This window comes from Streptomyces sp. NPDC056347, assembly GCF_042262625.1.
Taxonomy (GTDB): Bacteria; Actinomycetota; Actinomycetes; order Streptomycetales; family Streptomycetaceae; genus Streptomyces.
The window spans coordinates 1-19,749 of record NZ_JBHJQP010000053.1 but is presented as its reverse complement, the minus strand read 5'-3'; the positions used below and the strand labels follow the sequence as shown (position 1 = coordinate 19,749).

Annotated in this window: 17 protein-coding genes and 1 tRNA gene; 7 read left to right on the top strand and 11 right to left on the bottom strand. The window is 71.3% G+C overall.

Going from position 1 to position 19,749, the window contains the following annotated elements:
• Positions 1–37: 37 nt before the first annotated feature.
• The 5 genes from ACFCV8_RS14895 to ACFCV8_RS14875 form a co-directional block, all read right to left on the bottom strand.
• Positions 38–826: a MerR family transcriptional regulator gene (locus tag ACFCV8_RS14895; RefSeq protein WP_376685738.1), complete on the bottom strand. Its 789-nt coding sequence runs from the start codon at positions 824–826 to the stop codon at positions 38–40.
• A 59-nt stretch (positions 827–885) separates the two neighbouring features.
• Positions 886–2,019: a serine hydrolase domain-containing protein gene (locus ACFCV8_RS14890; protein ID WP_376685737.1), complete on the bottom strand. Its 1,134-nt coding sequence runs from the start codon at positions 2,017–2,019 to the stop codon at positions 886–888.
• 293 nt (positions 2,020–2,312) lie between these two features.
• On the bottom strand, positions 2,313–3,185 hold the full coding sequence (locus ACFCV8_RS14885; RefSeq protein WP_376685736.1) for a geranyl diphosphate 2-C-methyltransferase: 873 nt from the start codon (positions 3,183–3,185) through the stop codon (positions 2,313–2,315).
• Between the two features lie 14 nt (positions 3,186–3,199).
• Complete coding sequence (locus ACFCV8_RS14880) at positions 3,200–4,561, bottom strand: family 2 encapsulin nanocompartment cargo protein terpene cyclase (RefSeq protein ID WP_376685735.1); 1,362 nt, start codon at positions 4,559–4,561, stop codon at positions 3,200–3,202.
• A 35-nt stretch (positions 4,562–4,596) separates the two neighbouring features.
• Positions 4,597–6,018: a family 2B encapsulin nanocompartment shell protein gene (locus ACFCV8_RS14875; protein WP_376685734.1), complete on the bottom strand. Its 1,422-nt coding sequence runs from the start codon at positions 6,016–6,018 to the stop codon at positions 4,597–4,599.
• Between the two features lie 455 nt (positions 6,019–6,473).
• Here ACFCV8_RS14875 and ACFCV8_RS14870 point away from each other — a divergent pair, with 455 nt between their 5' ends.
• On the top strand, positions 6,474–7,301 hold the full coding sequence (locus tag ACFCV8_RS14870) for a nucleotidyltransferase domain-containing protein (protein ID WP_376685733.1): 828 nt from the start codon (positions 6,474–6,476) through the stop codon (positions 7,299–7,301).
• Between the two features lie 45 nt (positions 7,302–7,346).
• On the opposite strand, the gene ACFCV8_RS14865 is transcribed toward ACFCV8_RS14870, so the two are convergent.
• Entirely contained in the window at positions 7,347–7,907 is a 561-nt protein-coding gene (locus ACFCV8_RS14865) for an ArsI/CadI family heavy metal resistance metalloenzyme (protein ID WP_376685732.1), read from the bottom strand.
• 81 nt (positions 7,908–7,988) lie between these two features.
• On the opposite strand from ACFCV8_RS14865, the gene ACFCV8_RS14860 reads away from it, so the two are divergent.
• Genes ACFCV8_RS14860 through ACFCV8_RS14850 form a run of 3 tightly spaced genes read left to right on the top strand, consistent with a single transcriptional unit; the run spans position 7,989 to position 9,920 of the window.
• The gene (locus tag ACFCV8_RS14860; RefSeq protein WP_376685731.1) at positions 7,989–8,390 is read left to right on the top strand and encodes an ArsR/SmtB family transcription factor; all 402 of its coding nucleotides are present in this window, start codon (positions 7,989–7,991) and stop codon (positions 8,388–8,390) included.
• Entirely contained in the window at positions 8,387–9,511 is a 1,125-nt protein-coding gene (arsB, locus tag ACFCV8_RS14855; protein WP_376685730.1) for an ACR3 family arsenite efflux transporter, read from the top strand. The genes ACFCV8_RS14860 and arsB overlap by 4 nt, the downstream gene beginning before the upstream one ends.
• A complete protein-coding gene (locus ACFCV8_RS14850; protein WP_376685729.1) occupies positions 9,504–9,920 on the top strand; it encodes an arsenate reductase ArsC in 417 nt (138 codons plus the stop codon). The genes arsB and ACFCV8_RS14850 overlap by 8 nt, the downstream gene beginning before the upstream one ends.
• Before the next feature lie 350 nt (positions 9,921–10,270).
• On the opposite strand, the gene ACFCV8_RS14845 is transcribed toward ACFCV8_RS14850, so the two are convergent.
• The 5 genes from ACFCV8_RS14845 to ACFCV8_RS14825 form a co-directional block, all read right to left on the bottom strand.
• On the bottom strand, positions 10,271–12,838 hold the full coding sequence (locus tag ACFCV8_RS14845; RefSeq protein ID WP_376685728.1) for an ABC transporter permease: 2,568 nt from the start codon (positions 12,836–12,838) through the stop codon (positions 10,271–10,273).
• Positions 12,839–12,884: 46 nt separating this feature from the next.
• Positions 12,885–13,664, bottom strand: coding sequence for an ABC transporter ATP-binding protein (locus tag ACFCV8_RS14840; RefSeq protein WP_376685727.1), 780 nt, complete (start codon positions 13,662–13,664; stop codon positions 12,885–12,887).
• Positions 13,665–13,965: 301 nt separating this feature from the next.
• Positions 13,966–14,643, bottom strand: coding sequence for a response regulator (locus ACFCV8_RS14835; RefSeq protein WP_376685726.1), 678 nt, complete (start codon positions 14,641–14,643; stop codon positions 13,966–13,968).
• Entirely contained in the window at positions 14,640–16,352 is a 1,713-nt protein-coding gene (locus ACFCV8_RS14830) for a sensor histidine kinase (RefSeq protein ID WP_376685725.1), read from the bottom strand. Before ACFCV8_RS14830 ends, ACFCV8_RS14835 begins: the two co-directional genes overlap by 4 nt.
• Positions 16,353–16,953: 601 nt before the next feature.
• Positions 16,954–17,027, bottom strand: a tRNA-Thr gene (locus tag ACFCV8_RS14825).
• A 179-nt stretch (positions 17,028–17,206) separates the two neighbouring features.
• Here ACFCV8_RS14825 and ACFCV8_RS14820 point away from each other — a divergent pair.
• The 3 genes from ACFCV8_RS14820 (at position 17,207) to ACFCV8_RS14810 (ending at position 19,695) form a co-directional block, all read left to right on the top strand.
• The gene (locus tag ACFCV8_RS14820; RefSeq protein ID WP_376685724.1) at positions 17,207–18,343 is read left to right on the top strand and encodes an ABC transporter ATP-binding protein; all 1,137 of its coding nucleotides are present in this window, start codon (positions 17,207–17,209) and stop codon (positions 18,341–18,343) included.
• A 178-nt stretch (positions 18,344–18,521) separates the two neighbouring features.
• Positions 18,522–18,935 carry a hypothetical protein gene (locus ACFCV8_RS14815; RefSeq protein ID WP_376685723.1) on the top strand — a complete coding sequence of 138 codons (414 nt, stop codon included), beginning with the start codon at positions 18,522–18,524 and terminating at the stop codon, positions 18,933–18,935.
• Positions 18,936–18,984: 49 nt separating this feature from the next.
• Positions 18,985–19,695: an NDP-sugar synthase gene (locus ACFCV8_RS14810; RefSeq protein ID WP_376685722.1), complete on the top strand. Its 711-nt coding sequence runs from the start codon at positions 18,985–18,987 to the stop codon at positions 19,693–19,695.
• Positions 19,696–19,749 lie beyond the last annotated feature (54 nt).

Below are 19,749 nucleotides of genomic sequence, written 5' to 3'. Positions count from 1 at the left end.
TCCGCATCGCCGCCGAGACGTGCGGAGCCGCCCGCCCTCAGCGGGAGGAGCGTGCCCCGGGGATACGGACGCCCGCGGCGCGGAGCCTGGCCTCGACGAGTGCGGCCAGCCGGGCCGAGCCCGGCGCCTCCTCCTCGCCGTGGCGGGCGACCATCTCGTACCGGGTGGCGGCCTCGGTCCGGGCCCGGAGACCGGTCACGATCTCGAGCTGTTCCGGGTTGGCGAGGTAGTGGTCGGCCAGCGCACCGGCGACCTCGTCGATACGGGGGTCGTCCGGCGCCCAGCCGGAGGACTCCGCCGCGCGCCTGCTCAGCGCGACGAACCCGGCGTCGTCCAGGGCGTGTTCGACACGCGCCAGGTACTCGTCGAAGCCCTCGGGCACCAGCGCCCGGGCGAGCACCAGCCCCTCCCGGGCGGCTGCCGCCTCGTCCTCGTCGAAGCCGAGCCCGAGCATCCGCTCCAGCAGCGCCACCGCCCGCTCCGGCAGCAGCGCCCGGTCGACGTCGGCGAGCCGCCGCAGCGTCTCGCGCCGCTCCGTCAACTCATCTATTTTCTGCGTCAGTTGACGCTCGACATCGACGAGCGCGACGGAGAACCGCGCGGCGTCGGCGTCGAGCAGCTCACCGATCCCGGCGAGCGGCACCCCGGCGGCGGCCAGCGTGCGGGCCTGCACCAGCCGCAGCAACTCGCGTGACCCGTAACGCCGGTAGCCGGATCCGTCCCGCTCCGGCTCCTCGACCACGCCGAGCTTGTGGTAGTGCCGCACCGTCTTCACCGTGACGCCGGCGAAGGCCGCCGCCTGCCCGATCGTGACCCCGTTGTTCATCCGCCCAGTCTGCCCGGAACGCGCGGCGGGGTCCGGCCACGGGTACGGGGCACCGACCCTCACTCCCCCGGCCGCGCCGCCGGACCGGCCTGCCCGCCGCCGAAGACCGCGTCCACGAGCCGCTGCGTCGCCTGCTGGAACGCCGGGGCCAGGGAAAGCGCGGCATCGTCCACGTAGTTCAGCGTGCCGGTCAGGGTCGTGGCACCGTCGGGCGTGCTGTACATCAGCGCCGCGTGCCCGGCGGCGCCGCCGTTGTGGGTGATGACGGTGACGCCGTCACCGAGGTCCTGCACGAAGACGCCGAGGCCGTAGCCCATGCCGGGTGCGGGGGTCGGGCGCGTCGCGCACATCTCGGCCAGCAGTCCGGCCGGCAGGAGCTTCCCGCCGACCAGGGCGGAGAAGAACGTCTGCAGGTCCTTCGAAGTCGAGATCATGTCGCCGCCGCTGGAGATCCAGGACGGGTCCAGGCGGGTGACGTCGACCGTCCGCTCCTCGCCGCCGTCCTCGTAGCGGTAGTAGGCGTGGGCGTGCGGTTCGGCGATGTCCGTCCCGGCGCCGGGGACGGTGGTGCCCGAGAGGCCGAGAGGTCCGGTGATCAGCCGCCGCGTCTCCTCGGCGACCGGGCGGCCGGTGACCCGTTCGATCAGCAGCCTGGCCAGCACGTAGTTGGTGTTGGAGTAGCTCCACCCCTCGCCCGGCCCGAACCGTGCCGGCCTGGACAGGGCCAGGCGCACCAGATCCTGTGGCGGGTAGGCCGTGAAGCGGCGGTCGACCCACTCCTTGCCCGCGGTGGTGGCGGGGATGCCGGGGGCCGTCGTCCCGTCCTCGTAGTACTCCCCGGTGAAGTTGAAGATCCCGCTGGTGTGCTGCAACAGCATCCGCACCGTGACCCGCCGGTCCACCCCGAACTCCGGCAGGTGGCCGTCCACCGGATCGTCCAGCCCGATCCGCCCCTCGGCGACGAGCCCCAGCACCAGGGCCGCGACGAACGTCTTGGTGCTGCTCCCGATCCGTACGTGCCCGTCGACCGGCGGCTCGGCGCCCTCCCCCAGCCGGCCCGCCCCGGCACTGCCGGTCCACTCGCCCCGACCGTCACGCACCCGCAGCGTGATCCCGGCGATCCCGGACTCGACGATCCCGTCCAGGATCCGCTGGAGCTCCGAACACCCCTGCTCGGAAAGGCTGTTGAACATCGTGACCACTCCCTCGTACGCATCCGCCGCTCCATCGCGGCCTGCCGGTACGGGAAGCGTCCACCCTGCCCCGGGGTCAACCTCAACGGTGATCCGGCTCACACCGCTTCGCGGTCCCTGCCGGGTGCCCCGCCGCCGGGCGGGCGGCTTGGCCGGGTTCCTCGCGAGCGCCGTTCCGCGGGGCGTCCCCGACGGGCGCGGTGCCGCCGCGGGTGTGCGGGCGGGGCCTTGCGGCAGGCCGCTGCGGGACGCGTGCCCGGGCGTCCGGGGGCGTCCCGCATCCGGCCACTCGGTCAGATCCGGTCGGCCGCGATCAGCAGGTACTGGAAGCTGCCGTTCTTGTACGCGGTGAGGAAGGCGTCCTCGATGCCGGTGGCCAGGGAGGACTGGGCGCGCAGCTCCCAGTACGGGATGGTGGCCGCGGTGAGGTCCACCACGCCGACCGGCACGAGCCGGTTGTTCGCCATCTCCCTGAAGTAGGCGGAGCGGGGATGGATGTCGCAGATGTAGTGGGCGTTGATCGTCGAGACCTCGCGGGACGGCAGCCCGTAGGTGTCGTTGTAGCAGCCGGTGATGGTGACGTACCGGCCGCCGCGGGCGAGCAGGCGGGCGTACTCGGCGAAGAGCGACGACAGATCGACGTACATCGTGGACTCGTTGTTCCAGACGGCGCGGAACGAGCCGGTGGCGAAGCCGGTGTCGAGCATGTTCTTGAGGTGGAACCGCACCTTGTCGTCCACGCCGCGCTTCTTGGCCTGGTCGGTGGCGAAGGCCACCTGGGTCTCGGAGATGGAGATCCCGTCGACGTGGCAGTCGAACCGCTTGTTGGCGACCAGGCTGCCGCCGCCCCGGCCGCAGCCCGAGTCCAGGAGCCGGTCGTCGGGGGCGACGGCACCGAGGTGGTCGGCGAGGAAGTCGGCCTGGGCGCTCTCCAGGCGGTGCAGTTCGGCGACGACCCGCTCGTCACGGGTGTCCTGCGGGCCCTGCAGGACCGACCAGTCGACGTCGCCGATGCCGTAGTGGTGGTGGTAGAAGCCGTCGACCTCGCCCAGCCGGAGGTTGACGGGGTTCTTCTCGCGGTTCCAGTAGTCGGCCACCGATGCCTGGTAGTGGCTGATGGCCGGGGCCGCTGTCGTGCTGGTGCGGGGCGCTGTGGTGGTGGTCATGCGGGTGTCTTCTCTCACCAGTAGTGGGGCAGGGAGTAGCGGTAGGTGTTCGTGCGGTGCCATTCGTGGTTGCCGGCGACCCACGCGGCGAGGCCGGTGGTGTAGCGGGCCAGGAGCGGGTTCCCGGCGGCCAGGACGAGGGATTCGTCCTCGAAGGCGTGCATGATCTCGTTGTGGATCCCGACGGCCTTCAGGTACGCGTCCTTGAGCCCCCGTCCGTCCTCGGCCGCGAGCACCACCGGAAGGTTCAGGTGGTGCTCGTCGATGGCCATCTCCTTGGTGAAGGAGTACAGGTCGTTGACGAGCGTGGTGGCGTTGCAGGCCAGCGCGGTGACGCGCTGGACCTCGGGCCGGGAGTAGAGCGGCTCGGGCAGTTCGTAGCCGTCCACCGAGTCCACGAGGGACAGACAGGGACGGAAGTTGTTGAACTGCCGCATCACCAGGTACTGCCACACCGGTGGCGTGGTACGGGTCTGCGCCCAGGCGCCCTCGGCCAGGTACCCCAGGTGCAGCCGCGCGGCGTCGTGGACGAACCGGGTGACCTGGCTGGGGGTGGCGATCTCGCGGAAGGCGCGGATCGCGGCGTCGTAGGAACGCAGCGGAGCGTCCGAGCCCAGTCCCTCGTGCCACTGCTGCTGGTATCCGTCGGCGGTGTGCAGGGGATCCAGGGCACTCTGCGCGATGACGAGCCGATTGCCGAGGCCGACGGGGGATCCGCCGTAGTCCTCGCAGTAGCAGTCGTCGACGACGTTCTCCGCGACCAGCAGCTTCCCCGCGACGACGAGGCGCTCCAGATCGGCCGCCCCCGGGTGCTGGAGGACGACCGCGCGGCCGACCTGGAACCCGGCGAAGTCCCCGGCCCATTCGGGCGGGAACAGGCTGAGCTCCCGGGCCCAGGCCTCGAGGCGACGGTCCACCTCGGCGACCTTGGCCGGATCGGCCGGCACGGCGGGCGGGCAGTACAGACCCGGGATCGGATCGCCGGCACGGGGCGGCGTCGCGGGGCCCGGCTCCGGCTCCTGGTGCTGCTCCTGGTGCTGCTCCGGCCGCTGCTCCGGCTGTGGGAGGAGCTGCCGGGCAGCCGAGGTGCCCAGGCCGGTCGGGCCGGTGGGGAGCCGTACCACCGGCCGCCGCACCGAGGCCGCGAGCCGCACGGCCGCCGGATCCGGCAGGTCCGGCGCGCCCGGCGGACCCGGCGGGTCCAGCAGGCCCGAAAGAGCCGAGAGGTCCGGCGGGCCCGGAAGGCCGGACAGGCCCGGCGGCGGACCCGGCAGGTCCCGTACCCCGGGCGGTTCCGGTCCGGAGCACGGGGCACTCCCCGGGGCCGCCGTCCCGTGCGTCGTGGGCGCGGCGAACACGCCGGACAGCAACGACATCACTTCAGCCCTTCCCCGTGCGCCCGACCCGTCGCTCAGCCACGCGGCCGCACCTCAACCTCTTCGAGAATCCCGATCGCGTCCGGGACCAGGACGGCGGCCGAGTAGTAGGTGCTGACGAGGTACGAGATGATCGCCTTCTCGTCGATCCCCATGAACCGGACGTTGAGCCCCGGCTCCACCTCGTCGGGCAGCCCGGTCTGGTAGAGGCCGATGACGCCCTCGTTGTCCTCGCCCGTACGCATGGCGATGATCGACGAGGTCTGGTGGCCCGAGACCGGGATCTTGCCGCACGGCAGGATCGGTACGCCCCGCCACGCGGGAATGTGGTGACCGTCGACGTCGGCGCTGCTGAGGGCGATGCCCCGCTTGTTGCACTCCTTGCCGAACGCCGCGATGGCACGCGGGTGGGCGAAGAGGTAGTTGGTACCGCGGCGCATGCTCAGCAGGTCGTCGAGGTCGTCCGGGGTGGGCGGGCCGGAGTGGGTCGGGATGCGCTGGTCGAAGTCGGTGTTGTGGAGCAGCCCGAACTCGGGGTTGTTGACCATCTCCTTCTCCTGCCGCTCGCGCAGCGCCTCGATGGTGAGCCGCAACTGCTGCTGCGTCTGGTTCATCGGCTGGTTGTAGAGGTCGGCGACCCGGCTGTGCACCTTCAGCACCGTCTGGGCCACGCTCAACTCGTACTCGCGCGGATGGAGTTCGTAGTCGGCGAAGGTGGTCGGCAGGATCGGCTCGCCGTCGTGGCCGGACAGGAACTCGATGGCGGACTCACCGGCCCTGTTCGTCGGCTTCTGCGCGTCAGCGCTGCGCTTCTGCACGTGCGACCGCAGCGCCTCGTGCTCACCGAGGACCGCCTTGTACGCGCTGTGGGGCAGCGCCAGAACGGTGGTCGCGGTCACCGCGCGAGCCGTGAAATCCCATTTCTCGTCGGCGCCCGCCAGCACGTTTCCACCGAAGCTGTCGCCATCCGACAGCCGGCCCACGACAGAATCGCCCTCGTACTTGGCGGGCCTCACCTTGTCCACCCTGCCGTGCACGATCAGATAAACGTGATCGGCCTTGCGCCCCTCCTCCACGATCACCTGACCGAGGTCGAATTCCTTCTGGACGAACTTGTCGGCCAGCGCCCCCAGAGCCGGGCCGTCCTCGAATCCCTGAAGCAGGGGAAGCTCGGCCAGCTCCTGCGGAATGACGCGAACCTTGGACCCGTTCTTCTCGAACGAGACCTTCCCGTCCCCGACCGTGAACGTCAGTCGCCGGTTGACCCGGTAGGAGCCGCCCGGGACATTGACCCACGGCAGCTTCCGCAGCAGCCAGCGCGAGCTGATGCCCTGCATCTGGGGTTCGGACTTGGTGGTGGTGGCGAGGTTCCGCGCGGCGGCGGTGTTCAGGCTGAGCTGGCCCTGCGCCCGATCCTGTGCCGTCCCGGTTTCCGACGGGCTTGTCTCGACGGTCATCGACTACTTCTCCGTTCATGAGATGACCCGCCTGACTCCAAGAAGGCAGGATTCACCAACGGCAAGCGGGCATTACATTGCGTGTCACTTTTCTAGCCCTTTACAAGTTCCGAAGACCACAGGCGCGCCCACCCCATTTCCCCATGAAATTGCAATTCGTCATAGCATTCCAATTACCGCACCACAGCCGCCAGTCGGGCGTCACCAGGGGGCCATACGTGAAAGCTGCACGCATAAAATGCGCGTCATTCTATTTTCACGAATACCGGAACCGGGTGATCCCGGTACGACGAATCGGCCCGGCGGCGGGGCCCGGTATGGGCCCGGGGAGGCGACGGCGGCGGGACCGCACCTCCCGCCGGTGAACGCGCGGCGACGGGAGACCGGTTGGACCCGGGCGGACGAGGCGCCGGGTGTTACGTTGATCTGCTTTGCTCCGACCGGAAGGAAAGCAGATGGACATCCCCTCCCCCTTGCACAGCCGGTTCCTCGGCGACACGCTGCCCCGGATCCGGCAGGACGCGCGTGTGGCGGGCGTGGCGGTCACCGGTTCGCTCGCGAAGGGCCGCCCCGACACGTACTCGGACGTGGACCTGATCGTCGTCGTCGACGACGAGGCGTACGACGCGGTCATGCGGGAGCGGCTCGCCCTGATCGGCTCGTGGTCCGCCCTGGTGGCCGGATTCACCGGGGAGCACGTCGGCGAACCGCGCCTGATCGTCACGCTCGTCGGGCCGCCCCTGCTGCACGTCGACTTCAAGTTCGTCCGGGCGTCCGACTTCGCCGAGCGGATCGAGGATCCGGAGATCCTCTGGGACCGCGACGGACTGCTGGCGGACAGCCTGGCGCAGCGACCGCCGGCCGCCGCGCCGCTCGATCCCCAGTGGATCGAGGACCGGTTCTGGGTCTGGGTGCACTACGGCGCGACGAAGCTCGGCCGCGGGGAGCTGTTCGAGACCATCAGCTGCCTCACCCACCTGCGTGACACCGTGCTCGGCCCGCTGGCCGCCCGGCGGGTGGGCGGACTCCCGCGCGGCGTGCGCCACTTGGAGACCATGGCCCCCGAGGAGGCGCATGCCCTCCGGTCGACACTCTGCGGTTACGACCGCGACGAGGCCGGGCGGGCGCTCCTCGCCGCCGTCGACCTCTACCGCCGGTGGTCCGCCGACGGGGACGCGCCCGTCGAACGGCACCGGAATGCCGAGAAGCTCGCCGTGCGGTACCTCCATGACGTCATCGGCCGGACCACGGACCGAAGCGGGCCGGCGCACGCCACCGCGTAGGACCTCCCGCCGACGCCGCCGGCCCCTGGGCCCCGGACCTCCCCGTCAGCCTCCGCAACCACAGGCCGCGGCGGCCGGAGCGGTCCGGTCCGACGACTCGGGCACCTCCGAGGTCTCCGACACCTCCGGAGCCTCCGGCACCCCCGACGCCTCGGGGTTCTCCGGCGCCTCGGGGTTCTCCGGCGCACCGGCGCAGCAGGCGTCACCGCCCCCGAGCGCGGGGCTCTTGCCCATCCGGTCGGCGTCGGCCTTGACGACGTAGACCTCCCAGGGCTCGCGGCCGGGGCCGTGGACCCAGACCTTGTCCTGGAGGGCGTAGCAGCAGGAGGTGTCGTTCTCCTCGAACGTGGCGAGCCCGGCCTCCTCGAGACGCTCGGCGGCCGCCGCGACCGTCCGGGTCGAGTCGACTTCGACGCCGAGGTGGTCCAGGCGGGTGTCCTGGCCGGGCTCGCCCTCGATCAGGACGAGCTTGAGCGGCGGCTCGGCGATCGCGAAGTTGGCGTAGCCGGGCCGGCGCTTGGCGGGCTCGACGCCGAACAGCTTGGAGTAGAAGGCCACCGAGGCTTCGAGGTCGGCGACGTTGAGGGCGAGCTGCACACGGGACATGACGGTTCTCCCCGATCAGGTTGCATTGACGTCTGTCGATGCAACCTTGCGTCCTGATTCGAAGAACGTCAACATAGACGTATGTCGAAACAAGAGCTTGTGGTGCTCGGCCAGGACGGTGCGGAGGGGTGCTGTCCTTCGCTGCTGGACGCCCCGCTGGACGAGGACCGGGCCACCGATCTGGCGAAGGTGTTCAAGGCGCTGGGCGACCCGGTGCGGTTGCGTCTGCTGTCGATGATCGCTTCCCGCGCGGGCGGGGAGGTCTGCGTCTGCGACCTCACCCCGGCCTTCGATCTCTCGCAGCCGACCATCTCCCACCACCTGAAGCTGCTGAAGCAGGCCGGACTCATCGACTCCGAGCGGCGCGGGACATGGGTGTACTACCGCCTGCTCCCGCAGATGACCGACCGTCTCGCCGCGGCCCTCACCCATCCCGCCGGACAGCCCACCCCCGCGGCCACACCCGCCGGAGCCGCCTCGTGAACCCGGAAGCCACCACCGCGCCGGCGCCGACGGGCCCGGTCGCCGGGCGGCTGTCGTTCCTGGACCGCTTCCTCGCCGTGTGGATCCTGATCGCCATGGCCGCCGGCCTCGGTCTGGGCCGCCTCGTCCCGGGGCTCGGGGACGCGCTGGCGGGGGTGACCGTCACCGGCGTCTCGCTGCCGATCGCGCTCGGCCTGCTCGTGATGATGTACCCGGTCCTGGCCAAGGTCCGCTACGACCGCCTGGACGCCGTCACCCGCGACCGGCGCCTCCTGGTCCCGTCCCTGGTCCTCAACTGGATCGTCGGCCCGGCCCTGATGTTCGCCCTCGCCTGGATCTTCCTGCCGGACCTGCCCGCGTACCGCACCGGCCTGATCATCGTCGGTCTCGCCCGCTGCATCGCCATGGTCATCATCTGGAACGACCTCGCCTGCGGCGACCGCGAGGCCGCCGCCGTCCTCGTCGCCCTCAACTCGCTCTTCCAGGTGATCGCCTTCGCCGCGCTGGGCTGGTTCTACCTCTCCGTGCTGCCCGGATGGCTCGGTCTGGAGCAAACCGCGCTGGACGTGTCCGTGTGGGAGATCGCCCGCTCCGTCCTGATCTTCCTCGGCATCCCGCTGCTGGCCGGGTTCCTCACCCGCCGCCTCGGCGAGCGGGCCCGGGGCCGTACCTGGTACGAGACGCGCCTGATCCCCCGCATCGGCCCGTTCGCCCTGTACGGCCTGCTGTTCACCATCGTCGTGCTGTTCGCCCTCCAGGGCGACGCCATCACCTCCAAGCCCCTCGACGTGACCCGCATCGCGCTGCCCCTGCTGGTGTACTTCGCCGTGATGTGGGCCGGTTCGATGGCCGTCGGCCGCGCCGTCGGCCTGGACCACCCGAAGGCCACGACGCTGGCGTTCACCGCCGCGGGCAACAACTTCGAGCTCGCCATCGCCGTCGCCATCGCCACCTTCGGCGCGACCTCCGGACAGGCCCTCGCGGGAGTCGTCGGCCCGCTCATCGAGGTGCCGGTCCTGATCGGCCTGGTCCATGTGGCCCTGGCCGTCCGCCGGTTCTTCCCCCCGGCCACCCCGGCCACCGCCCCGACCACCGCCCCGGAAGGCTGCGCCCGTGCCTGAGTCCAAGCCGTCCGTACTGTTCGTCTGCGTCCACAACGCCGGCCGCTCACAGATGGCCGCCGCCTTCCTCACCCACCTCGCCGGGGACCGGGTCGAGGTCCGCTCCGCCGGGTCCGCACCGGCACCGGTCGTGAATCCGGCCGCCGTCGAGGCGATGGCCGAAGTCGGCATCGACATGTCGGCCGAAACCCCGAAGGTCCTGACCGCGGAAGCGGTCCGGGCATCCGACGCGGTGATCACCATGGGCTGCGGCGACACCTGCCCCGTCTTCCCCGGAAAGACCTACCTCGACTGGAGACTCGACGACCCGGCGGGCCAGGGCATCGACGCCGTACGCCCCATCCGCGACGAGATCCAACGCCGCGTCCGCGCCCTCCTCACGGACCTCGGCATCCAGCCCCGCCACTGAGCCCGCGCCCGGCCCGGCCCACCCCCGGAACGCAGAGGACCCCAGGTCACGGGCAACGTGACCTGGGGTTTCGCGGCTCCCCTGTCGGATTCGAACCGACGACCTGCGCATTACAAGACCGTGAGCGTTCGTGGTGCGTAGTGCCCGGCCCTGCTGGCGTCGGGGCGGTGCGGGCGGCCCGGCGCGCCCGGCGCGCCCCCGGTGACGATGTCGAGGGCCGGGCGGCTTCGAGCGCGTCCGCGGCGGTGGCTCGCACGCGAGACGTGCCGGTGCCGGTGGCGACCGCGCCGCGGATCGCGGCAGGGCATTTCCCAGTGGTGCCGGGTCGCGTCGGGCACCCGGCAGTCTCCCTACACCTCTGCGGCCGCCTCCAGTGGGCTGAGCGCGGCGGCCCGTCGGGCGGGCAGGACGGCGGCGGCCGCGCCGACGGCGAGGGAGAGCAGGACCACGAGGGCGAGGGTGCCCCAGGGGAGGGAGAAGGAGTACTGGGGGATTGCGCCGTTGGCCAGTCCGCTGACCTTCCACGCCCCGAACAGTCCGGCGGCCAGCCCGAGCAGGGTGCCGAAGGCGGCGACGCAGACGGCCTCCAGGAGGATCATGCCGCGGATGCCGGAGCGGTCCATGCCGACGGCGCGCAGGACGCCGATCTCCCGGGTGCGCTCCGAGACCGACATGGCGAGGGTGTTGATCATGCCGAGCGCGGAGATCAGTATGCCGATGGCGAGCAGCCCGAACATCATGGTCATCAGGTCGCCGGCGACGCCGGCCTGTTCCTGGACGAGCTGGGCACGGTTTTGGACTTTCAGCAGCGGGCTGTCGCTCACGGCGGCTCGCAGGTGCTTCTCCAGGTTCTCGGAGACCGTGCCGTCGTTGGTGCGGACCAGGATGCGCTGCACGGAGTCGCGCAGGTAGCCGTGCTTCTGCACGTCGGCGCGGTAGCCGAGGACGTCCTGGGCGGTGGGGTTGTCCTGGTAGACGCCGACGATGGTGTAGAGCTCGTCGCGGTCGCCGGTTCCGGGACCGATGCTCGCCCTGATCTGCTCGCCGGTGGTGACGTGGTGGGCGCGGGCGAAGCCGTGGGAGACGGCGAGCTCGCCGGGGCCGAGGTCCTTGGCGGAGCCGCTGAGGAAGTGGAGCTTCATCACGTCGTCGACGGTCTTCGGGTCGACCCCGGAGACCGTCTTGACGAGGGGGCCGACGGAGATGGTGGAGTCGGCCACGGCGGAGGCGGTCTGCACACCGGGCACGTCGGCTACCCGCTGGACGGCGGCGGAGTCGACGGCGGTGGTGGTGTTGCGGGTGCTGATGACGTAGTCGGCGCTCAGTCCGGCGGCGGCCCGGGCGTCCAGGGCCTCGCTCGTGGACTGGTTGACGGCGGCGAGACCGGAGACCAGCGCCGTACTGATCATCAGGGCGACGGCGGTGGCGGCAGTACGACGCGGATCGCGCAGGGTGTTCTCGCGGGCGAGGTCGCCCATGACGCCGAAACGGGTGGTGAGTCGGCCGAGGCAGCGGATCACCGGGCCGGCGAGCAGCGGGGCCAGCACGATCAGACCGGCCACGAGGATGCCGCAACCGAGCATCGCGGTCTGCAGGTTGGCGTCGGTGGCACTCGTCGCGTCGCTCAGCGAGAACAGCAGCCCCGCGCCCGGGACGAGCATGGCCAGGCCGACCGCACCGCGGACGCGGGACACCACGACGGACGGCGGCTGCCCGGCCGTGCGCATCGCCTCGACGGGAGCGATCCGCGCCGCGCGGTGCGACGGCAGCCAGGCGGCGAGCACGGTGACGCCGACACCCACCACGAGCGAGGCGAGAATCGCGGTCGGGCCGATCACCAGCGGCCCACTGGGCAGCAGGTCACCAGACGTGTCCAGTGCGTTCGGCAGCACCGTGGCCACCCCCAGCCCCAGCACGAACCCGAGAGCGGACGCGGCGAGACCGACCAGGGCCGCCTCGGCAAGGACCGAGTGGATCACCTGGCGGCGGGTGGCGCCGATCGCCCGCAGCAACGCGATCTCGCGGGTACGGCGTGCCACGAGCATGGTGAAGGTGTTGATGACGAGGAACGTGCCGATGAACAGCGAGACCACGGCGAAGAGCATCGGGAGGCGTTCATAGCTTTTGGTCTTGGCCCCGATGAAGAGGGACTGCTGGTTGGCCTGGGCGACAGCGGTGGTGGCCTCGGCGCGGCCGGCCGGCAGCACGGCGGTGACCCGGTCGGACAGTTGGAACTGGTCAGTGCCCGGCGCGGCGGTCAGGTCGATCCCGTTGTAGTGCCCCGGGGCGGCGAACAACTTCTGGGCGGTGGCCTTGTCGAACACCGCCAGGGTGCCGCCGGCGTTCACCCGGCTGTCCTTGGTGGACACCAGGCCCACCAGGCGCAGTTCGAGGACCGGCCCGTCATCGGCGAGCGTAACGGTGTCGCCGAGGGAGTAGTCGGCGGCTGCCGCGGTTCCGCGGTCCAACGCGACCTCACCACCGCCGTGGGGGGCACGGCCCGCTGCCAGTGGGTAGCGGCTGTCCTTGCCGTCGGAACCCGGTACGTAGGCGACACCGAACTTGCCCATCATGCTGTCGGCTCGCATCGGTGTGCCGTCCTTGGCGGACAGGGTGACCGAACCGTTCGCCGCCGGGCGGACAGAGACGACGCCGGGAACAGCGGACAGCTTTCGTACCAGGGCGTCGTCCAGGGCGCTGTACTGTTCGCCGGCGGCGGTACCGGGAGGGGATTTCGGACTCACGCTCACGGCGATGTCCGCGTAGTTCCTGGACATGGAGGCGCGGTAGGCGGCGGCGGTGGAGTCGGCGAAGACCAGGGAGCCGGAGATGAACGCGACACCGAGACAGATCGCGAGCACGGTCATGATCAGACGGGCCTTGTGCGCGAGGACGTTGCGCAGGGCTGTTCGCAGCATGGTGGGCTTTCGAAAGTATGGGGAAACGGCGGGCTGGTGAGCGCGGTCAGCGGGCGTGGTGGCCGTGGGCCTCGAACGCGAGCATCCGGTTGAGCACGGCGTCGGCGGTCGGGTCGTGCAGCTCGTCCACAAGCCGGCCGTCGGCGAGGAAGACCACGCGGTCGGCGTGCGCGGCGGCGACCGGGTCGTGGGTCACCATCACCACGGTCTGTCCCAGTTCCCGCACCGAATCGCGCAGGAATCCCAGCACCTCCGCTCCGGCACGGGAGTCGAGGTTGCCGGTCGGCTCGTCGGCGAACACGATCTCCGGACGGGACACCAGGGCGCGAGCGACGGCGACGCGCTGCTGCTGGCCACCGGAGAGCTGGGCCGGACGGTGCGCGAGGCGCCCGGCGAGCCCCACAGTTGCGACGACGGTGTCCAGCCATGCGGCGTCGGGCTGCCGGCCGGCGAGGCGCAGCGGCAGCGTCATGTTCTCCAGCGCCGTCAGGGTGGGCAGCAGGTTGAAGCCCTGGAAGACGAAGCCGACCTTCTCCCGCCGCAGCCGAGTGAGCTGACGATCACTCAGCACGGCCAGTTCGACGCCGCCGATCCGGGCCGAACCCGAGGTCACCGGGTCAAGGCCCGCCATGCAGTGCATCAGCGTCGACTTGCCGGAGCCGGACGGACCCATGACTGCGGTGAACCGTGCCCGCGCGAACTCCACGGACACCGAGTCCAATGCGGTGACCCGGGTCTCCCCCTTCCCGTACACCTTGGTCAGCCCCGTGGCGCGGGCGGCCGGCCCGGTGACGGGGGTGCCGGGGGAAACGAACATCTGCGACATGGGGACTCCGCCTGCCGGTCGACGGCCCGCGAGCGTCCCGCGGGCCGGAGGGACATTCCCATCCTCACGTCGCGCACCTGCAAGAACATCGCCCCGGAGGCGGTGGTTGCGGTCTGCCGAAGGGGAGGGGGGAACTGCCCGCCCCTGCCCTTCGACAGACGTTCGCCGACCCGTCTCCGCCTCGGTCAGGCCCTCGGTGGTGCTCGGATGCAGGCGGCACGGCCGGTGATCCGCGGACGGCGACGTACCCGGCCCACCGAACGCGTCGCTCACGCGGGCGCGAAGACCCGTCCGGGATCAGTCAGGGACGCAAGCCGGCGCGGTACGCGAGGAGTGCCGCCTGCACCCGGCTCGTCGACCCGGTCTTTTCCAGGACCGCACTCACGTGCGTCTTCACCGTGCCGATGCCGATGGCCAGTCGTTCCGCGATGCCCTGGTTCGCCAGCCCCTCGCCGAGCATCGCCAGCACCTCCCGCTCGCGCCTGGTGAGCCGGGCGATCCGCTCGTCCCGCGGGGCCGGGTCGCCGGTGCCCGCCGCGCCGCCGCGCAGCATCCGGGCGATCACCGACCCGGTGACCCCGGGGGAGAGCACGGCGTCACCGGCCGCCGCTGCCCGGACCGCGCTGATCAGTTCCTGCGGCCCCTCGTCCTTCAGCAGGAACCCCGAGGCGCCGTCCCGCAGCGCCCGCAGCACGTTCTCCTCGTCGCCGAAGGTCGACAGCATCACCACGCGTGGCGCCGGATCGAGCGCGAGCAACGGCCGGATCGCGGCCAGCCCGTCACGCCCGGGCATCCGGATGTCCACCAGCGCCACATCCGGGCGGTGCGCGGCTGCCTCCTCGACCGCCTGGTGTCCGTCAGCGGCTTCGGCGACCACGTCGATGCCGTCGACGTGCCGCAGGATCAACCGCACCCCGTGCCGGATCATCGCCTCGTCGTCGACGAGCAGGACACGGATCGGCCGAGTGGGCTCGGTCATGGGGTCTCCCAGGGCGGGGTGTCCTGTACGGACGGGACGGTGAACCGGTCGATGGAGATGAGACGTTGCGAGGCGTCGAAGCAGTACCGGGTGACGGTGAAGGTGCCGGGCCGGTGGCCGCGGCCGGCGCGGGGATAGACGCAGCCGACCGTGCCGGTGGGCCGCGGCGGTTCGTGCCCGGTGGCCGCAGCACGCTCGGCCGGGCTGTCGAAGACCCCCTCCAACTCCTGGTAGGTCATGCCAGGGCGCGGCTCCGGCGGCGGTGCCGCATGCCTCGGCTGGCTGTACACCAGAGCGATCGCGAACGTCATCAGCATCCACAGCGCCGCCGCCCCGAGAGCGGACGTCAACGCCCCGGCGGTCCGCGGCTCGCGCGGCAGCGCTGCCGCATCGTCGATCGCGGCCGACGTGGAAGCCGGTGCGCCGCCCTCGGACGGTTTCCCCGCTACGGCGTCGTCCGGTTCCGCCGGGACGGCCGCGATCACCTGGAACCCGCCGGACGGCAGCGCACCGGCCCCGAAGGTGCCGCCGAGCAGCTCGACCCGCTCACGCAGGCCCGTCAGGCCGCGCCCCGTCCCGGACTCGGACAGCACGCCGGACGGTGCGTGTGACGCGCCGTTGCGGACCGTCACACGCACCATCCGGTCGTCATGCTCGACCCGCACGGTGACATGGGCGGCCGTCGCGTACCGGTGCACGTTCGTCAGGGCCTCCCGCACCACCCGGTGCACCGCGCGCCGCACTCGCGCCGGGTACCCGTCGAGGTCGGGGCCGCTCCATTCCAGCCGCACCGCGATCCCGCCGTCACGAGACTCCGCGACCAGCCCCTCCACATCGGCCCGGGTACCAGTGGCCTCGGTGAGCACGTCCGGGCCGGTGTCCCGGCCGAGCGGGCCGAGAACTCCGAGCGCCTGCCGCAGCTCGCGCATCGCCTCCCGGGTGGTCCGCCGGACCAGGACGGCCTCCTCGCGCAGCTCCGGCGCGGCCCGGCCGAGGGCGAGTTCCATGCCTCCGGCGTGCAGTGAGATGAGGCTGAGCCGGTGGCCCACCAGGTCGTGCATCTCGGCGGCGATCCGGGACCGCTCGTGGGTGCGGGCCTCGCTGTCCGCGAACCGGCGGGCCCGCTCGGCCGCGTCACCGCGTTCGCGCAGCGCCCGCAGCAGCCGGGCCCGCTGCCCGTACACCGTCCCGACCAAGCCCGGCATGACCACGGCGGTCGCCGCCAGGACCACCCCGAGCTCCAGGCCGTAAGCGGCCGAGCCGGCACCGAGGGAGGGGCCGGTCGCGGTCGCGGATGCCGTGATCAGCAAGCTCGCGCCGCCGAGCAGCCGGGCCCGGTGGCGCGGTCGGACCGTGTCGAGCGCCACGGTGTACGCGGTGGCCGCCGCCACCGGGCCGACGACGGGCGCCGCCCCAGCGAGGACGGCGAGGGTCAGGAGTACGGCGTCGGGCCCGCGCCGCCGCATCGGGAAGAGCGCGATGGCGACCGCGACCACACACAGCTGGAACCCGGGGTGCGGAAGATCCCACAGTCTCCGGGCGACCACCGACAGACACAGTGCGGCCACCGCAGCACCGGCGGTCTCCGCGACGACCCGGCCGGCTCCTCCCGGACGCGCCGGAGCCTCCGGCCCGGGGAGGACGGAACGGCGAAAACGGCTGGTGAGGGGCACGTCGTCCAGTATTGACTGCGACGTACGCGCGGGCATGGGCCTCAGGACCGATCCGGAACTCTGCCTTGCGACAGAGCGCGGCGGATGCCGAGGCCGCTCCCAGCGGGTGGAAGCCGTGCCCCGGCAGGGCCTCGACGAGGTGCGGACGACACGGGCGGAACCCGTCCGAGCGCTTCCAGCTCGCCGCCGACACGACCGTTCCCGCCTTCCGACGCACCGGCGAAGGCGAACCCGGCCTCCCCTCCACCGGCGTCGGCCTGCGACCCGAACACACCCCCGCGTACTCGCCCCAAGCCCTCGCCGGACGCCACGCCCACGATGCGCCGACGCACGGCCTCGGTCTTCCTCGTCCGGCGCGCGCGGCGACGGCCTGGACGAAGCCGCCCGACTCCTCGGGATCAGCCCCGAAACCAGGAGGATCGGCTACAGGATCAGCTGCACGCACCATGGACAGCGGCTGTCGCTGATTCGGCCTGCCCTTCCTCACCATCGACACGGTGAAGAGCCCGAAGGGGAAGGTGTCGGCCGGGATCAAGTCCGCGGAGCTCGCCGCCAGCATCCCGGCACGCCGGCGGAGGTCCAGCCGCAGAACACAGAAAGACCCAGGTCAGTGGATGCCTGCCCTGGGCCTTCGCGGAGCCCCCTGTCGGATTCGAACCGACGACCTACGCATTACAAGTGCGTTGCTCTGGCCAGCTGAGCTAAGGAGGCGTGCCGGAGCAGTGTAACCAACGCCGCACCCCGCGCGGTGCCGAAATTTCGCGGACCTCGAACTACTGACAGATTCCAAATGTCCAGGTAGCGTCGCTGAAGGTTCACTCAAGTGGACCAGACCACTCCCGTCACTCGGATCGTCCGGCACGTTCCTGCCGGTGGAGGAGAAGATCAGCATGGCGAGCGTTACGTTCGACAAGGCGTCCCGCGTCTACCCCGGCTCCACGAAGCCGGCCGTGGACCAGCTCGAGATCGACATCGCGGACGGTGAGTTCCTCGTCCTCGTCGGTCCCTCCGGTTGTGGCAAGTCGACCTCCCTGCGCATGCTCGCGGGTCTCGAGGACGTCAACGGCGGCGCGATCCGCATCGGTGACCGCGACGTCACGCACCTGCCGCCGAAGGACCGGGACATCGCCATGGTGTTCCAGAACTACGCGCTGTACCCGCACATGACCGTCGCGGACAACATGGGCTTCGCGCTCAAGATCGCCGGGGTCAACAAGACCGAGATCCGGGCGAAGGTCGAAGAGGCCGCCAAGATGCTGGACCTCACCGAGTACCTCGACCGCAAGCCGAAGGCGCTCTCCGGTGGTCAGCGCCAGCGTGTGGCGATGGGCCGCGCCATCGTGCGTGAGCCGCAGGTCTTCCTCATGGACGAGCCGCTGTCGAACCTCGACGCCAAGCTCCGTGTCTCCACCCGTACGCAGATCGCCTCGCTCCAGCGCCGCCTGGGCATCACGACCGTGTACGTCACCCACGACCAGGTCGAGGCCCTCACCATGGGCGACCGGGTCGCGGTCCTCAAGGACGGTCTGCTCCAGCAGGTCGACTCCCCGCGCAACATGTACGACAAGCCCGCGAACCTCTTCGTGGCCGGCTTCATCGGCTCCCCGGCCATGAACCTGATCGAGGTCCCGATCACCGACGGCGGCGTGAAGTTCGGCAACAGCGTCGTCCCGGTCTCCCGCGAGGCGCTCTCCGCCGCCGCGGAGAAGGGCGACACGACCGTCACGGTCGGCATCCGCCCCGAGCACTTCGACATCGTCGAGCACGGCGGCGCCGCCGCGAAGGCCCTGTCCAAGGACAGCTCGGACGCCCCGGCCGGTCTGGCCGTCTCGGTCAACGTCGTCGAGGAGCTCGGCGCCGACGGCTTCGTCTACGGCTCCGCCCGCGTCGGCGGCGAGGACAAGGACCTGGTCGTCCGCGTCGGCGGCCGTGCCGTCCCGGAGAAGGGCACCAAGCTCCACGTCGTGCCGCGCCCGGACGAGCTGCACGTCTTCTCGACCTCCACGGGTGCCCGTCTCACCGACTGACGCCCGCGCACCGCGTACGCGCACGCCGCGTACCCGCGCCTCAACGGCCCCGAAACGTCCGGCAATCCGGGCGCTTCGGGGCCGTTCGTCAATGCGTAATTCGAAAAGTTCCCTCGAACCATCCCCCGCAAGGGTGACGGAATGTCGCCATGTCATTACCGGCCGCTACGCTCGCTGCGTGACCCACACTGCGCGCCGCATCGGCCGATCCCTCGCCTTCGTCCTGCCCGTCGTGATGGTCCTTTCCGGGACTCTCGCTGTCACCAGCGTGCCGTGGGCAGCGCACAACTCCGAGCCGCAGGTCCTCGCCGCGGCGACCCACGACATCTCGGCGCGGGCGAAGACACGCACCCCGCAGGACGCCCTGCGCGACCGGCTGCTCGTCGAGCTCCGCGAGAAGGACCCGGGCGTCGCGCTGACCGACCTCCAGCGCTCCGTGGAGGGCCGCCCCTCCCTCGCCCGGCACTGCATGTCGATCGCCAGGGCGCTGGGCCGCGCGGCCGTCGAGAAGTACGGCCCCACGCACGCCCACCGTTTCTCGCGCCCCGTCTGCGACACCTCCTTCGCCTCGGGCGTCGCCCGGTTCAGCTGACCCGCCCGCGCCGGGCACCGCGTGCCGGGCACCGCATAGGGTGCCTGGCATGCATACGTATCCGACGCAGGCCGTGGTTCTGGCAGGTGGCCAGGGATCACGGCTGCGCCCGTACACCGATGACCGCCCCAAGCCGATGGTCGAGATCCCGGGCACCGGGACGCCGATCATCGGCCATCAGCTTTCCTGGCTGGCCGCGGAGGGCGTGACCGATGTCGTGGTGTCGTGCGGGCACCTGGCCGAGGTACTGCAGGAGTGGCTGGACTCGGCGGTGCTGCCGCTGAACGTGACGACCGTCGTGGAGTCCGAGCCGCTGGGACGCGGCGGTGGCCTGAAGTACGCGGCCGCCCGGCTCCCCGACCCCGAGCAGCCCTGGTACGCCACCAACGGCGACATCTGGACGCGCTTCTCCCTGCGCGAGATGGCCGCGTTCCACGCCGAACGCGACGCGACCGCCACCCTGGCCCTGGCCCGTCCCCGCATCCCCTGGGGTGCCGTCGAGACGGACGCGTTCGGGCACATCACCGACTTCATCGAGTCGCCGCCGTCCCCGTACCTGATCAACGCCGGGGTGTACGTCTTCTCCCCCGCCTTCACGCGGCTGCTGCCGGACCGGGGCGACCACGAGCGGACCACCTTCCCCCGGCTGGCCCGGGAACGCCGGCTGGCGGGCTACCCGCTGCCGCACGGCGCGTACTGGCGGGCCATCGACACCGCGAAGGACCTCACCGAGGCCGCCAAGGAACTCGACGGGCAGTAGCCGGGGACACGGCAGGGACAAAAAAAGGGGGCGGTCACCGGTACGGAACCGGTG